The 14,763-nt window shown below is 59.9% G+C and carries 12 protein-coding genes; 7 read left to right on the forward strand and 5 right to left on the reverse strand.

Translation table 11 applies throughout. The features are described 5' to 3' along the window. Positions 1 to 419 precede the first annotated feature (419 nt). Positions 420 to 2,093: a DEAD/DEAH box helicase gene (locus ACI514_RS04280; RefSeq protein ID WP_008088238.1), complete on the forward strand. Its 1,674-nt coding sequence runs from the start codon at positions 420 to 422 to the stop codon at positions 2,091 to 2,093. A gap of 105 nt (positions 2,094 to 2,198) precedes the next feature. On the opposite strand, the gene ACI514_RS04285 is transcribed toward ACI514_RS04280, so the two are convergent. After that, positions 2,199 to 2,966, reverse strand: coding sequence for a class III extradiol ring-cleavage dioxygenase (locus ACI514_RS04285; RefSeq protein ID WP_160058905.1), 768 nt, complete (start codon positions 2,964 to 2,966; stop codon positions 2,199 to 2,201). 103 nt (positions 2,967 to 3,069) lie between these two features. On the opposite strand from ACI514_RS04285, the gene ACI514_RS04290 reads away from it, so the two are divergent. Further along, entirely contained in the window at positions 3,070 to 3,717 is a 648-nt protein-coding gene (locus tag ACI514_RS04290; RefSeq protein ID WP_160058904.1) for a thiopurine S-methyltransferase, read from the forward strand. Between the two features lie 177 nt (positions 3,718 to 3,894). Here ACI514_RS04290 and htpX read toward each other — a convergent pair whose 3' ends face one another. Beyond that, the gene (htpX, locus tag ACI514_RS04295) at positions 3,895 to 4,782 is read right to left on the reverse strand and encodes a protease HtpX (RefSeq protein ID WP_160058903.1); all 888 of its coding nucleotides are present in this window, start codon (positions 4,780 to 4,782) and stop codon (positions 3,895 to 3,897) included. Between the two features lie 303 nt (positions 4,783 to 5,085). Continuing rightward, positions 5,086 to 6,297 carry a pyridoxal phosphate-dependent aminotransferase gene (locus ACI514_RS04300; RefSeq protein WP_007908620.1) on the reverse strand — a complete coding sequence of 404 codons (1,212 nt, stop codon included), beginning with the start codon at positions 6,295 to 6,297 and terminating at the stop codon, positions 5,086 to 5,088. 224 nt (positions 6,298 to 6,521) lie between these two features. Between ACI514_RS04300 and msrB the strand changes: the two genes are divergently transcribed. The 3 genes from msrB (at position 6,522) to ACI514_RS04315 (ending at position 7,970) form a co-directional block, all read left to right on the forward strand. Further along, positions 6,522 to 6,917: a peptide-methionine (R)-S-oxide reductase MsrB gene (gene msrB, locus ACI514_RS04305; protein ID WP_160058902.1), complete on the forward strand. Its 396-nt coding sequence runs from the start codon at positions 6,522 to 6,524 to the stop codon at positions 6,915 to 6,917. A gap of 109 nt (positions 6,918 to 7,026) precedes the next feature. After that, positions 7,027 to 7,512 carry a glutathione peroxidase gene (locus ACI514_RS04310; protein WP_093099714.1) on the forward strand — a complete coding sequence of 162 codons (486 nt, stop codon included), beginning with the start codon at positions 7,027 to 7,029 and terminating at the stop codon, positions 7,510 to 7,512. Continuing rightward, positions 7,509 to 7,970 (forward strand): MarR family winged helix-turn-helix transcriptional regulator, encoded by a 462-nt coding sequence (locus ACI514_RS04315; protein WP_405123134.1) that lies wholly within the window; start codon positions 7,509 to 7,511, stop codon positions 7,968 to 7,970. The genes ACI514_RS04310 and ACI514_RS04315 overlap by 4 nt, the downstream gene beginning before the upstream one ends. Here the strand turns inward: ACI514_RS04315 and ACI514_RS04320 are convergent. Continuing rightward, the gene (locus tag ACI514_RS04320; protein WP_160058900.1) at positions 7,954 to 10,275 is read right to left on the reverse strand and encodes a response regulator; all 2,322 of its coding nucleotides are present in this window, start codon (positions 10,273 to 10,275) and stop codon (positions 7,954 to 7,956) included. The genes ACI514_RS04315 and ACI514_RS04320 overlap by 17 nt on opposite strands. A gap of 167 nt (positions 10,276 to 10,442) precedes the next feature. On the opposite strand from ACI514_RS04320, the gene ACI514_RS04325 reads away from it, so the two are divergent. Beyond that, positions 10,443 to 11,333: an ATP-binding protein gene (locus ACI514_RS04325; protein WP_405123135.1), complete on the forward strand. Its 891-nt coding sequence runs from the start codon at positions 10,443 to 10,445 to the stop codon at positions 11,331 to 11,333. Further along, positions 11,330 to 11,812 (forward strand): GAF domain-containing protein, encoded by a 483-nt coding sequence (locus tag ACI514_RS04330; RefSeq protein WP_160058898.1) that lies wholly within the window; start codon positions 11,330 to 11,332, stop codon positions 11,810 to 11,812. Before ACI514_RS04325 ends, ACI514_RS04330 begins: the two co-directional genes overlap by 4 nt. Here ACI514_RS04330 and ACI514_RS04335 read toward each other — a convergent pair whose 3' ends face one another. Continuing rightward, positions 11,813 to 14,758 (reverse strand): HD domain-containing phosphohydrolase, encoded by a 2,946-nt coding sequence (locus ACI514_RS04335; protein WP_405123136.1) that lies wholly within the window; start codon positions 14,756 to 14,758, stop codon positions 11,813 to 11,815. Positions 14,759 to 14,763 lie beyond the last annotated feature (5 nt).

The raw sequence follows: 14,763 nt of genomic DNA on the forward strand, positions 1-14,763 counted from the left end.
GGATCCTCGGGCAGGAAGGGCGGGTGCAGCGACGGAATGCCGCATGTCGATGAATCGTTTAAGCGTCATCGCCCGCAGGGCCGGGCCTTTGAAAAATAGACCTTGGCGCGATTATCCGCAAAACCCCGTTACACAGCGGTGACACAGGTATTTTGACGATAAAAAAAGCTCCCTTTTTGGGCAAAATCCGGTATAGTGCGCGCCGGCCTTTAACCGGGCCGCGTTTAGGTAGCGCAATTTCCCGAAGTCAGCTTCGGCTGCACGTCCGCATTGCGGGCTCTTCCCGGACGATTCTTTTTTTCATTCATTCGTTTTCGCAAATCCCCGCCGACAAAGCTGCCAGGGCGACTCTTGAGTCTCAACACGGCATGCGCAGCTTTGGAGCATGGGTCTTTGCGGATGCACTTAGAGGCAGACCCATGACCCAGGAAACCGGCGGATTCGCCGCTTTTAATCTTAACCCGAATATTCTTGCAGCCGTCGCAGCGACTGGCTACGAAGAGCCTTCGGCGATTCAGCAGCAATCGATCCCGATCATCATGGCCGGCCAGGACATGATTGGCCAGGCGCAAACCGGTACCGGTAAAACAGCCGCGTTCGCACTGCCTATCCTGCACCGCATCGATCCTGCCAAGCGCGAACCGCAAGCCCTGATCCTGGCGCCAACTCGTGAGTTGGCGCTGCAAGTAGCAACCGCTTTCGAAACCTACGCCAAGCAAATGCCGGGCGTTACCGTTGTGGCTGTTTACGGCGGCGCGCCTATGGGCCCGCAACTGAAAGCAATCCGTAATGGCGCACAGATCGTTGTCGCCACTCCGGGCCGTCTGTGCGACCACCTGCGTCGTGACGAAAAAGTTCTGTCGACCGTGAACCACCTGGTTCTCGACGAAGCTGACGAAATGTTGAAACTGGGCTTCATGGATGACCTGGAAGTCATCTTCAAGGCTCTGCCAGCGACCCGTCAGACCGTTTTGTTCTCGGCTACCCTGCCGCAGTCGATCCGCGCCATTGCCGAACGCCACCTGCGCGATCCGCAACACGTGAAGATCCAGACCAAGACCCAGACCGTTACCGCGATCGAACAGGCTCACCTGTTGGTTCACGCTGATCAGAAGACTTCGGCCGTTCTCAGCTTGCTGGAAGTGGAAGATTTCGACGCTCTGATCATGTTCGTGCGCACCAAGCAAGCGACCCTGGATCTGGCCAGCGCCCTCGACGCCAAAGGCTACAAAGCCGCAGCGCTGAACGGTGACATCGCCCAGAACCAGCGTGAGCGCGTCATCGACTCGCTGAAAGATGGCCGTCTGGACATCGTTGTTGCGACCGACGTTGCTGCCCGTGGTCTGGACGTTCCGCGCATCACTCACGTGTTCAACGTTGACATGCCGTACGACCCAGAGTCCTACGTTCACCGTATCGGCCGTACTGGCCGTGCTGGTCGCGAAGGTCGTGCACTGCTGCTGGTGACTCCACGTGAGCGCCGCATGCTGCAAGTGATCGAGCGTGTAACCGGTCAAAAAGTTGCCGAAGTACGCCTGCCGGACGCTCAAGCTGTTCTCGATGCACGCATCAAGAAACTGACCAACAGCCTGTCGCCGCTGGTTGCTGATGCCGAGTCGACTCACGGTGAGCTGCTCGATCGTCTGACTGCAGACATCGGCTGCACCCCGCGTGCCCTGGCTGCTGCGCTGCTGCGCAAAGCCACCAACGGTCAAGCGCTGAACCTGGCTGCGATCGAGAAGGAGCGTCCACTGGTGCCGAACAACGCACCGCGTGGCGATCGTCCTGAGCGCACCGGTGATCGTCCTGATCGTGGTGACCGCGAGCGTCGCGCACCAATGCCTTTGGGCGAAGGCCGTGCTCGTTGCCGTACCGCGCTGGGCGCGCGTGATGGTATCGCTGCGAAAAACCTGCTGGGCGCCATCCTCAACGAAGGCGGTCTGGCCCGTGAAGCGATCGGTCGCATCCAGGTGCGTGACAGCTTCAGCCTCGTCGAGCTGCCGGAAGATGGTCTGGACAAGCTCCTGACCAAACTGAAGGACACTCGCGTTGCCGGTAAGCAGCTGAAACTGCGTCGCTACCGCGAAGATTGATCCGTCCTTGGGCTGATTGATCGAACATAAAAAATCCCCGACTGGTTCGGGGATTTTTTTTGCCTGCTTTTTGCCTTTGTGGGAGCGAGCCTGCTCGCGAAGGCGTCAACCGAAACGATAAATATCCATGCCCAACGCACCCATCGTGAATCCTTTGTGCGCAACGCTAAACGCACCGCCCGCACCCCGCGCGAAATACAGCGGCAACAAATGCTCATCACTCGGATGACTGCGCACCGCATGCGGCGCCTGCTGGCGATAATCATGCAACGCCGCCTCATCGTCGGCCGCCAACTTCTCAATCACCCAGTCACGAAAATCCCGCGCCCATGGCTCGACACTTTCCGGGCCGGCGTGCCAGTCGAGTTCACGCAGGTTGTGGGTGATGCTTCCGGAACCGATCAGCAAAATTCCCTGGTCACGCAGACTCGCCAGCGCTCGGCCGACCCGGGTTTGCAACGCCGGGCCGCCACGACTCGGCAGAGAAATTTGCACCACCGGGATATCCGCTTGCGGGTACATCAACGACAGCGGTACCCAGACGCCATGATCGAACGGGCGTTGCGGGTCGAGGCGAGCGGGCAGGTTGTTGGCATTCAACAGATCGGCCACCTCAGCGGCCAACTGCGGATTGCCCGGCGCCGGGTACTGCACTTCAAACAGCGCGCGGGGAAAGCCGCCGAAGTCGTGCCAGGTTTCCGGTTGCGCATTACTGCTGACCAGCAGTTCGTGGCTTTCCCAATGGGCGGAGACGATGACGATGGCTTTGGGCTTCGGTAATTCGGCGGCCAGACGCGCCAGCGCCGGGCCACTGGCGCCGGGCTCCAGCGCCAGCATGGGTGAACCGTGGGAAATAAACAGGCTGGGAAACATGATGGGTTCCTGAGCGTTAAGATGGCCTCATCTTCATTCAGATCATTGATCTAAATCTAATATAAGTTTTAACGCTTTTTGATCGAATTATTTGGAGTGATGCATGCAACCTGAGTTTTGGCACAAGAAGTGGGCTTCGGGGCAGATCGGGTTCCATCTGCCCGAGGTGAACCCGTATCTGCAGCGGCACTGGGCGGCCCCGGCACCGGCGCGAGTGCTCGTGCCTTTGTGTGGGAAAAGTCTGGATCTGGCGTGGCTGGCAGGGCACGGTCATCAGGTGCTCGGGATTGAGCTGTCGGAAAAGGCTATTGAAGACTTTTTCAGTGAGCATCAGATACAGCCACAGATCAGTGAGAAGGGCGCGTTCAAGGTCTATCGCAGCGATGCCATCGAGTTGTGGTGCGGGGATTTTTTTGCGCTGACGGCGGGCGATGTGGCCGATTGCACGGCGTTGTACGACCGCGCCGCGCTGATTGCCTTGCCAGCGCCGATGCGTGAGCGTTATGCGGCGCATCTTCAGCGGATTCTGCCGTTGGGTGTGCAAGGGCTGTTGATTACGCTGGACTACGATCAGGCGCAGATGCCGGGGCCGCCGTTTGCGGTGGGGGATGATGAGGTCAAACGGTTGCTGAGTGGTGCTTGGCAGGTGCAGGTGTTGGAAGAGCAGGATGTGCTGGGGGAGAGCGGTAAGTTCCTTCAGGCTGGAGTGACGCGGCTGGAGGAGCGGGTTTACCGCGTTTCTTCCCGATAGTTTTGTCGCCTTCACCGGCCTCTTCGCGAGCAGGCTCGCTCCCACATTGGATGGGTGTTCGCAGGGCTCGTGTGGGAGCGAGCCTGCTCGCGAAGAGGCCATCAGCAACAATCCATTATTGGCAGGAACAAAAAAGGCCCGCATCACTGCGGGCCTCTTGTTTTTACGCCAATCTGATCAACCGCGACGACGCAACGCGTCGATACGCTCTTCCAGCGGCGGGTGGCTCATGAACATGCGGGCGAAGCCCTGTTTGATGCCACCGTTGATGCCAAAGGCGTTCAGGGTGTCCGGCATGTGCACCGGCAGGCCCTGTTCGGCGCGCAGGCGTTGCAGTGCGCCGATCATTGCGGTGGTGCCGGCCAGACGGGCGCCGGCTTCGTCGGCACGGAATTCGCGCTTGCGCGAGAACCACATGACGATTGCACTGGCGAGAATGCCCAGTACCAGTTCGGCGAAGATGGTCGCCACGTAGTAAGCGATGCCCTGGCCTTCTTCGTTCTTGAAAATCACCTTGTCGACGAAGTTGCCAATGATCCGCGCAAAGAACATCACGAAGGTGTTCACCACGCCTTGAATCAGCGCCAGGGTGACCATGTCGCCGTTGGCCACGTGACCGATTTCGTGGGCCAGTACGGCTTTCACTTCATCGGGCGAGAAGCGCTCGAGCAAGCCCTGGCTGACCGCGACCAGCGCGTCGTTCTTGTTCCAGCCGGTGGCGAAGGCGTTTGCTTCGTAGGCCGGGAAAATACCGACTTCGGGCATCTTGATCCCGGCTTCGCGGGACAGTTGCTCGACGGTTTGCAGCAGCCATTGCTCATGCCGGGTGCGTGGCTGGCTGATGATCTGGGTGCCGGTGCTCATTTTCGCCATCCACTTGGAGATGAACAGCGAGAACAGCGAGCCGGCGAAACCAAAGACTGCACAGAAAACCAGCAGCTGACTAAGGTCGAGATCAACCCCGTTGGCCGCCATGAACCCGTTGAAGCCGAACAGGCTCAGGGTGATGCTGGCTATCAGCACGACCGCCAGGTTAGTGGCCAAAAACAGCAGGATGCGCATCATGGTTGTAGAAATCTCCTCAAGCTAAAGATGTAGCGTACTGCGGGGTATATAAGGTGCCGCACCGGGCTATTCAACTGAGTGACTATTTCAAACTGTGTCCTACAGCGGATTCTTCGGTGCTCGGCACATTTCCCACGACAGAAAACGATCGGGATGACAGCCTGCCGCGACCCGTCGTCATTACGCCGGACGCAGGTAAGCGGTATGAATCGCAAGTGTAGAAGGCGTGCGCGGACGCGGAATGCAGAAGTGTTGCTGAATCAGACAGTGCGCAACGTATGACCGTTGCGCACTGCTGGCCACTTACTGGCGGTAGGACTTGAGGAAGTTGCCGATACGGCCGATGGCCATTTCCAGATCGTCGACGCGGGGCAGGGTGACCACGCGGAAGTGGTCAGGCCATGGCCAGTTGAACGCCGTGCCTTGCACCACCAGCAGCTTCTCGGAGAGCAGCAGGTCGAGAACGAATTTCTCGTCGTTGTGGATTGGGCAGACCTTTGGGTCGATTTTCGGGAACGCATACAGTGCGCCCATCGGCTTGACGCAGCTTACGCCCGGAATGTCGTTGAGCAATTCCCAGGTGCGGTTGCGCTGTTCCAGCAGGCGACCCTGCGGCAGCACCAGGTCGTTGATGCTCTGATAGCCACCCAATGCGGTCTGGATCGCGTGCTGGCTCGGCACGTTGGCGCACAGGCGCATGTTGGCCAGCATGTCGATGCCTTCGATGTAGCTCTGCGCGTTGTGCTTCGGCCCGGAGATGGCGATCCAGCCGGAGCGGAAACCCGCCACACGGTAGGACTTCGACAGGCCGTTAAAGGTCAGGCAGAGCAAGTCCGGAGCAAGCGATGCGGTGCAGATGTGCACGGCATCGTCGTACAGAATCTTGTCGTAGATCTCGTCGGAGAACACCACCAGGTTGTGCGCACGGGCGATTTCGAGCATGCCCAGCAACACTTCCTTCGAATACACCGCGCCGGTCGGGTTGTTCGGGTTGATGATCACCATGGCTTTGGTGTTCGGGGTGATCTTGGCCTTGATGTCGGCCAGATCCGGGAACCAGTCGGCGCCTTCGTCGCACAGGTAATGCACGGCGTTACCTCCAGCGAGGCTGACGGCGGCGGTCCACAGCGGATAGTCCGGGGCGGGCACCAGTACTTCGTCGCCGTTGTTGAGCAGCGCCTGCAGCGACATCACGATCAGCTCGGAAACGCCGTTGCCCAGGTAGATGTCTTCGATGCCGACACCTTCGACATTCTTTTGCTGGTAGTACTGCATCACCGCTTTGCGCGCGCTGAACAGGCCTTTGGAGTCGCTGTAGCCTTGCGCGGTCGGCAGGTTGCGGATCACATCCTGAAGAATTTCGTCCGGCGCTTCGAAACCAAACGGCGCCGGGTTGCCGATGTTCAGCTTGAGGATGCGCTGGCCTTCCTCTTCCAGTCGTTTGGCGTGCTTGAGCACCGGGCCGCGAATGTCGTAGCAGACGTTGGCGAGCTTGTTCGATTTGCTGAACTGCATGGCGATGTGATCCCGAAAATGAACGATCCAGGCGGCGAATGGACAACCGTGCTGGGATTCCTGTGTTTTCACACAGGCGGACGTCTTGAGCCGTGGCTCCCATAATCCGTTTGAATGCGCCCGGTCTGGCTGCCAGACTGGTGCGTGACGAGGCGCAATCATACGTGCCGCCCGATCCGTGGAAAAGGTACAGATCGGGCTTTTTCAGCCGCTGAGGTGTGATGATGGAAAAGTTGGAAAAAACCCTGGAAGAATGGAAAGCCATGCTCGATCCGCAGCAGTACGAGGTTTGCCGCCTCAGTGCCACCGAGCGACCGTTCTCCGGCAAATACAACGCGACCAAAACCGACGGCGTTTATCACTGTGTCTGCTGCAATGAGCCGCTGTTCGATTCCAATACCAAATTCGATTCCGGCTGCGGCTGGCCGAGCTTCTACGCGCCTATTGGCGAAAGCGCGATGACCGAAATCCGTGATACCACTCACGGCATGATCCGCACGGAAGTGAAGTGCGCCCGCTGCGATGCGCATCTGGGCCACGTCTTCCCCGACGGCCCGCCGCCGACAGGCCTGCGTTATTGCATCAATTCGGTTTGCCTGAACCTCGAACCGCGGGCATAAGCGATCAAGGGCGACCTTAGGGTCGCCTTGTTATTCGATAATTAAATTGCACGCAATTTAATTGCTCGCTATGTTTGGCCTTTCCCGACTTTTCTGCGGAGCCCGTCCCATGAGCGACAACCTGCTGAACATCCCCTGCACCACGATCAAAGGCGAGCAAAAGACCCTGGCCGATTTCGCTGGCAAAGCGGTTCTGGTGGTCAACACCGCGAGCAAGTGCGGTTTCACCCCGCAATACAAAGGCCTTGAGGAACTGTGGCAGACCTACAAGGATCAGGGCTTGGTGGTCTTGGGCTTTCCGTGCAATCAGTTTGGCAAACAGGAGCCGGGCAACGAAGGGGCGATCAGCGAATTCTGCGAGCTGAATTTCGGTGTCAGCTTCCCGCTGTTCAAGAAAGTCGAAGTCAACGGCGCCGGCGCTCACCCACTGTTCGTACAGTTGAAGAAACGTGCACCGGGTGTACTCGGTTCTCAAGGTATCAAGTGGAACTTCACCAAATTCCTCATCGGCAAGGACGGCCAATTGGTCAAGCGCTTCGCCCCGGCGACCAAGCCGCAGGACCTGAGCCGCGAGATCGAAGCTCTGCTCAAATGAACAGCCTGCCGGTCGATTCGTTGAAGCTCGACAACCAGTTGTGCTTCAAGCTGTACGCCGCCTCCCGGGCGGTGATTCGTGCCTACAAGCCGATGCTGGATCAGCTCGGTCTGACCTACCCGCAGTACCTGGCGATGCTGGTGCTGTGGGAATGGCAGGACGCCGCGCCGGAGCAACCGACCGTCAAGGCCTTGGGCGAACGGCTGGCGCTGGACTCGGGCACGCTGACGCCGTTGCTCAAGCGTCTGGAGCAATTGCAGTGGGTGCAGCGCCAGCGTTCGACGCGTGACGAACGGGAAGTGCACCTGAGCCTGACACCGGCTGGCCAAGCCTTGCGCGAGCAGGTCGGACCGCTCAAGGCCCGACTGCTGTGCGACAGCGGGGTAGATCTGGATCGCCTCAATGACCTGCGCAGCGGACTCGATCACTTGTTGGGGCAGATCAAAGCGCTGTCGTAGTCGGGATCCACTGATCAAGCAATGCCGCGAGTTCTTCACGGCGGAACGGCTTGGCCAGATAGTCGCTCATGCCGGCCGCACGGCAGCGTTCGCGTTCCTCGGACATGGCGTTGGCGGTCAGAGCGACGATGGGCAGGCTCGGCCAGCGCCCACTCTGACGAATCTGCCGGCTGGCTTCGTAGCCGTCCATCACCGGCATGTTGCAGTCCATCAGTACCAGATCGAATTCGTGATACTCCAACTGATCCAGCGCTTCGGCACCATGGGCGGCGACGATGACCTCACAGCCCAGTTTGCCGAGCATGCCTTTGGCTACCAGTTGATTGACCGGATTGTCCTCGACCAGCAGCACCCGCCCGCGCCTTAGGGTCGGGGATGTTTCAAGTTGCGCATCATTGATGGCGACGATTTCCGGTTGCAGTGTCCGTCGCAGGTTCTGATAGAGCGCGTTGCGCGCCAACGGCCGTGCCTGTTGTTGCAGAGGGGCGAGCGCGGCCGCTTCTTCGCTGGGCAGAAAGCTTCCGTAGGCGGTCACCAGCAAAATTGGCGCAACGAGCGTTGGGCGCAAGCCGAACAGACACTCCGGACAATCGGTGATCACCACGTCTGGCGTCAGGCCCAGCAGTGAGTCATCGATGGTGCGCTGCTCGTATGTCAGTCCCCACACCGGCAGCAGGCTTTGCAGCAGTTCCGCCAAGCCACTGCTGGCGGCGGTGATGGCGAGGATTTTCCCGTGCAGCGGCGCAGGTGCCAGCGCGCGGGTATGGCAGGGCAAAGGTAGCTCGGCGCAGAACTGACTGCCAAACCCGGTCTCGGAACTGATGGTCAGGCGTCCCTGCATCGCTTCGCAGAGGTTGTAGGTCAGCGCCAGTCCCAGTCCGGTGCCGCCGTACTGTCGAGTGATGCCGGCGCCCGCTTGAGTGAACGGCTGGAAGATTTTCAACTGCGCGTCCTGGGCGATACCGATGCCCGTATCGCAGACTTCGATGCGCACGCCATCCTGGTAGGTCGACAAGCGCACATCTACCCGGCCGAAGCGGGTGAATTTCAGTGCGTTGGACAGCAGATTGCTGACGATCTGCCGGACGCGGGTCGGATCGCCCAGTACCAGTGCCGGGAAGTGCGGGTCGATCAGGCAGGTCAGCTCGACGCTCGGCGCGGCATTCTGCGACAGCAGGTTGGCGGTGTCTTCGATCAATGAACCGAGGTCGAACGGGATGTGCTCGAGCTCCAGTTGCCCGGCATCGAATTTCGACAGGTCGAGAATATCGTTGAGCAACTCGACCAGCACCTTGCCCGAATCGTGAGCGATCGACAGTTGTTGCTGCTGTTCGGCATTCAACGGACCGTCGAGCGACAGCGCGATCATCCCCAGCAGGCCGTTGAGCGGCGTGCGGATCTCATGGCTCATGTTGGCGAGGAACGCCGAGCGCGCCTCGGCCATTTCCAGAGCGGTGCTGCGGGCGACTTCGAGTTCCTGATTGGACTGGCTGAGCCGCGCGTTGATTGCCTTGAGTTCGGCGGTGCGCGCCGAGACGATGTTTTCCAGTTGCCCGAGGTAGTCGGTCAGGCGGTTTTCGGCGTTGCGCCGCTGCTGGATCTCGGTGGCAATGTTCTCGAATTGCTGATTGGCGACTTTGACCAGCACGCCGATTTCATCGTTACCATGGCCGGAAGGGCACTCCAGTGTGGTCGGCTCGGCGCTGCGCGGGTCGCGCCCGCTGAGTTCGCGGATCACCCGCACCAACGGTTTGGTCAGCATCACGTAGAAGAGCGCCAACAGGAGGCCGGTGAGAATCAGGCTGCGGGCGAACCCATTGAGCAGGGTGACCTCGGCCCGGCGCAGGAAACGGCTGCCAAAGGCATAGGTGTCGACTTCAAGGCTCAACACTCCCAGCGATTCATTGGGCAGATGATCCAGATACAGACGATCCTCGAACTGCCGCTTGGCGCCAAACAGGAAGTCGCTGATCACGCGATAGCCGCTTTGCAGTTCCGGGCGTTTGACGCTGGCCAGCACCGTATTGTTGTTGTCGATCAGTTGCGCCGAAATGATCGCCGGTGAGCGCAACAGGCCCAGGGTCAGTTCCTGCGCCAGTTCGGCGTCGATGTTGTAGGCAATCCGTGAGGCCGGGTTATGGCTGATTTCCAGCAAAGACAGGATTTCACGGTTAATGGAGGCGTCTTCGCTGGCATAATCGATGCCGATTTGCAGCAGGCTGAGCAGCGTGCCCAGAATGAACCCGACCAGCACAGTAAGCCTGGCTTGCTTGTAAGACAGCCGGTGGGTGAATTTGATATCCATGGGGTGTTGAACCACTTCCGTTTCCCTTCGCTGCTCAAGCATAGTCGATCATGTATGGATACCGAGGTTCCCGAATCGCCTTGTAACAAGGCTTGGTAGGCTGAATTTTATCTGTGTGTCGTCGCAGCAATCGCCATCATCACTGTGAACGTGCCCGAGGAGAAGACGTGGATTCCCGATTGAATGCTTTTCTTGAACGTGCCGAGTCGGTTCTGGCGCGGATCGAACCGCTGTTGCCGGCACCACGGCCGGTGATCGACTGGAACACTTGTCTGGCTGCACGCTGGCAGCGCGACGGGCGCAGCGGTTACTTGTTGCCGCTGGAAGTCAGCCTCGACATGCGCCTGTCCGACCTGATCGGTGTTGACCGTCAGCTCGAACAACTGGGGCGCAACACCCAGCAATTTCTCGATGGCATGCCGGCCAACCATGCATTGCTCTGGGGCTCGCGTGGTACCGGCAAGTCGTCGCTGGTGCGCGCGTTGCTGGCGGAACACGCCGGCGCAGGCCTGCGCCTGATCGAGATCGAGCGTGACCATCTGGCGGATCTGCCGCGGGTGGTCGAGCAGATCGGCAAACTGCCGCAGCGTTTCGTGCTGTTTTGCGATGACTTGTCGTTCGAATCCGGTGAAGGCGATTATCGCGTGCTCAAAAGCGTGCTCGACGGCTCGCTTGAGCAGGCCCCGGACAACGTTTTGCTGTACGCCACTTCCAATCGTCGTCACCTGGTGCCGGAGAAGGAAAGCGACAACGAAAACTGGAAACGCGTCGACGGCGAACTGCACCCCAGCGAAGCCGTTGAAGACAAGATCGCGCTGTCGGACCGTTTCGGTCTGTGGCTGTCGTTCTATCCGTTTACCCAAGAACACTTCCTCAATGTCGTTGAACACTGGATTGGCCAATTGGCCGCCAAGGCCGGGCTGAACTGGCAGCGCGACGAAGAGCTGGACATCCTTGCCGTGCGTTGGGCCACCGGCCGCGGTAATCGCAACGGACGTTGCGCGTACCAATTCGCCCGTTACTGGGTGGGACTGAAATTGTTGGAGCACAAGGCATGATTGATTTGCAACAAAGCGGCCAGGGCCTCGAAGGCTATGGCATGTTGACCGCACAATTGGAATCGCTGTTGGCGGACGAGCGCGACTTCATCGCTAACGCCGCGCAGTTTTCGGCGTTTCTGTTCAACCAGCTCGATGACCTGAACTGGGCGGGTTTTTACCTCAATCGCAATGAGGAACTGGTGCTTGGCCCGTTCCAGGGGCAGATCGCCTGCGTGCGCATTCCGTTCGGCCGTGGCGTGTGTGGCGCGGCGGCGGCTACCCGGCAAACCCAGCGCGTTGAAGATGTGCACGCCTTCCCGGGGCATATCGCCTGCGACAGCGCTTCGAACAGTGAGCTGGTCGTGCCGTTGGTCAAGGAGGGTCGCCTGATCGGTGTTCTCGACCTCGACAGCCCGAAACTGGCGCGTTTTACCGCGCAGGATCAAGCCGGTATCGAGCAACTGGCAGCGATTTTCCTGCGCCTGACCGACTGCTGATCATGCGGTGAGGCCAGCCTTGTGCAACAGGCTGGCCGGATCGACGCTGTCGATCTGCCCGGGATCGAGAAAGCGTACGGCGTACTGCATGTACACGCCTTCGTTGATGAACAAACCAAACAGCTGTGCATCAATGTGCTCCTCGCGGCACATGGTCGCCATGATCGCCAACGCCTCACCCAAGGTTTTGGCTTTCTTGTACGGGCGGTCGGCCGCGGTCAGCGCTTCGAAGATATCGGCAATCGCCATCATCCGCGCCGGCAGGCTCATGTCTTCACGCTTCAGGCGTTTCGGGTAACCGGTGCCGTCCATTTTTTCATGATGACCGCCGGCGATCTCGGCAATGCTGTCGAGGTGGCCGGGGAAGGGCAGATGGCTGAGCATCATGATCGTCTGCACCATGTGATGATTGATCACATAGCGCTCTTCACGGGTCAGGGTGCCGCGGCTGATACTCAGGTTGTACAGCTCGCCGCGATTGTATTTGTAGCGCGGCACATCCAGCTTGAAGCCCCACGGGTTGTCTTCGGGAATCAACTCGTTCGGGTCGCGCTCGAGCAGGTGCTCGGGCTTGTCCGCCAAAAGCGTTTCACTGACCGGCAAGCTCGGTGCCGGCGTGCGCGACTGACGCCGATTCTCCTCCCATGACACACCCAGCCGGTCATCCAGGGTGCGCATCCAGGTGCGCCTGGCCAGATGATCAAGGCGCTGCAGATCTGCTTCGGCCATCGCTTCACTGCCCAGATTGCAGCGGGCGACAAACGCAAAATCATCGTCCAGCGCCGTCAGCGTGGCGTCGCGCAGCTCGGCCAGTGCGCCCTCGTCGCCGCCCAAGGCCCGTGCCTGCCAGTAGCTGATCCAGGCGTCACGTTTGAGCACTTCGAAACGGGTGCGGATTTCATGAATACGGTCATTGATGGTTTCCAGTTTAGTGGCCTTGTCGACCACGTATTCCGGCGTCGTGACCTTGCCGCAGTCGTGCAGCCACGCGGCAATGTGCAGGGCTTCCCATTCATCCTCGCTCGGTTGGTAGGCACTGAACGCCGGGGCCTGGCTGGCCGCCGCGGCCTGGGCAAGCATCAGTGTCAGCTCCGGCACCCGCTGACAATGCCCGCCGGTATACGGACTCTTGGCGTCGATGGCGCCGGCGAGTAATTGAATAAAGGCGTCGAGCAGTTGCTTCTGACGAGCTTGCAGACGCTGGCTCTCGATGCTCACCGCCGCCGCGCCGGAGACAGCCTGGAGGAACGCGATGCGATCAGGGCGCAGTTTCTCCAGATCGGCTGCCGTGCCACTGTCGTTCACCAGCAGAATCAGCAGACCGATGGTTTCGTCGTGGCGATTGTGCAGGCGGATGCCGATGAGATGGATGCGTGGCGATTGCATCGCCAACAGAACCTTCTGCAGATCCCCGGCTTGATCGACGCCGAAGTTGCTGACCACGTTGTTGGCGCCGACCAATTGTTCAAACCATGCCGGCCCTTTGTTCTGTTGCAGGTCGTGGCCCTGAATGTCGAACGCTTCCAAGGCCTGAGACGTACCATCGATCACCAGTCCGTAAGGCTCCATGCGGCTGCTGTCACTTTCCCGCAGATAGATCAGCCCTGCCTGCGCCTGGGCGATCTGCACCGTTTCGAACAGCACCCGTTGCAGCAGCGGGGCGAAGCGGGTTTCGGCGCCGAGGGTGTCGGTGATCCGGAAGAAGCTCGCCAGGGTGTCCTTCATCCGCGCCATCGACACGCTCAACTGGTCGACTTCAAGCACTGGCGAGCGACGTGCCAGCGGAAAATTGAAATCGAAACTGCGGATCGCGTCCGCTTCCTTGACCAGCGCATGCAGCGGCTTGACCAGTATCCGCGAAATCACCCAGCCCAGCGGCAGGCACAACAGCAGGGTCGCGAGGGTGATCAGCGCGCCTTGCCAGCGTAAACGGTAGGCATCAATCAATAATTCATCTTCCGGCACCAGCAGCGCCAACTGCAAACCTTTCGGGCCGCCCTCCTGAATACTGCTGCGGGCGACGATCCACTGGCGACCATCGGCTTCCAGGCGATTACCCGTGGCTGCACCGGACAACAGCGCATGCAAGCCCGGACTCAGATCCGCCGCTTTGGCCAGTGAGGCCGTGCTGCCGTCGATGATCAGGCGCTCGCTGTCGGGATAGGCCACGGCGTTGCCGTCGGCATCGAACAGGGCAATCTCGGTGGAGGCTGTGACGACATGTTTGCTCAGCGCAGCCGACAGGGCGACCAGCGTCAGGTCCGCGCCGATCACGGCGTTCTCGCCGCTGCGCCGGGCCAAGGTCGTGCCGACGTTGTGCGTGGAAAAAAACACGTAGGGTTCGGTGGTGATTTGTTCGTTTTGCTGGCGAGCATCGTTGAACCACGCGCGGCTACGCGGATCGTAGCGGTCATCGGAGTTGTCCTGACGGCTGATCGGCGTCAGTGCCTGATCGAAGAACAGTGACTGCGAGTGCGCCGCGCCCTGCGGGTCGTGCTCGATACTCCAGACCTGGTACGCCGCCGCATCCGGGGCCTTGAGCAGCGTCTTCAAAGCGGCGCTGCGCAACGGCCGCACCATGAAAAAATCGCCATTGGCATAACCCAGGTACAGCGAGGCCAGATTCGGGTTGTCGACGAGCGACTGGCTGAACGGTCGGAGCAAGGGCAAGCGTTGTTCGAGGCGAGCGGCCTGAGTGGCGGGGTTTTCGGCCAGCAAACTCAGCAGGTGGCGGATCGGCTGATAGGTGGCGGACATGTCCAGCCGAATGTCCTGTTCGATCCGCTCGAACAGCTTCTCGCTGCTCGACAGGATGATCTGGGTGGTCTGGCGGTAATTGAACAGTCCCAGCACGACCCCGGTAAGCAGCAAGAGGAAGGTGAACATGACGCTGATGTGCACGTGCAGCGGAAACCGGCGTTGCTCCGGGCGCAGTGGGCTGGGCATTTCTG

It is taken from the genome of Pseudomonas sp. M20, from assembly GCF_045037865.1.
Classification (GTDB): domain Bacteria; phylum Pseudomonadota; class Gammaproteobacteria; order Pseudomonadales; family Pseudomonadaceae; genus Aquipseudomonas.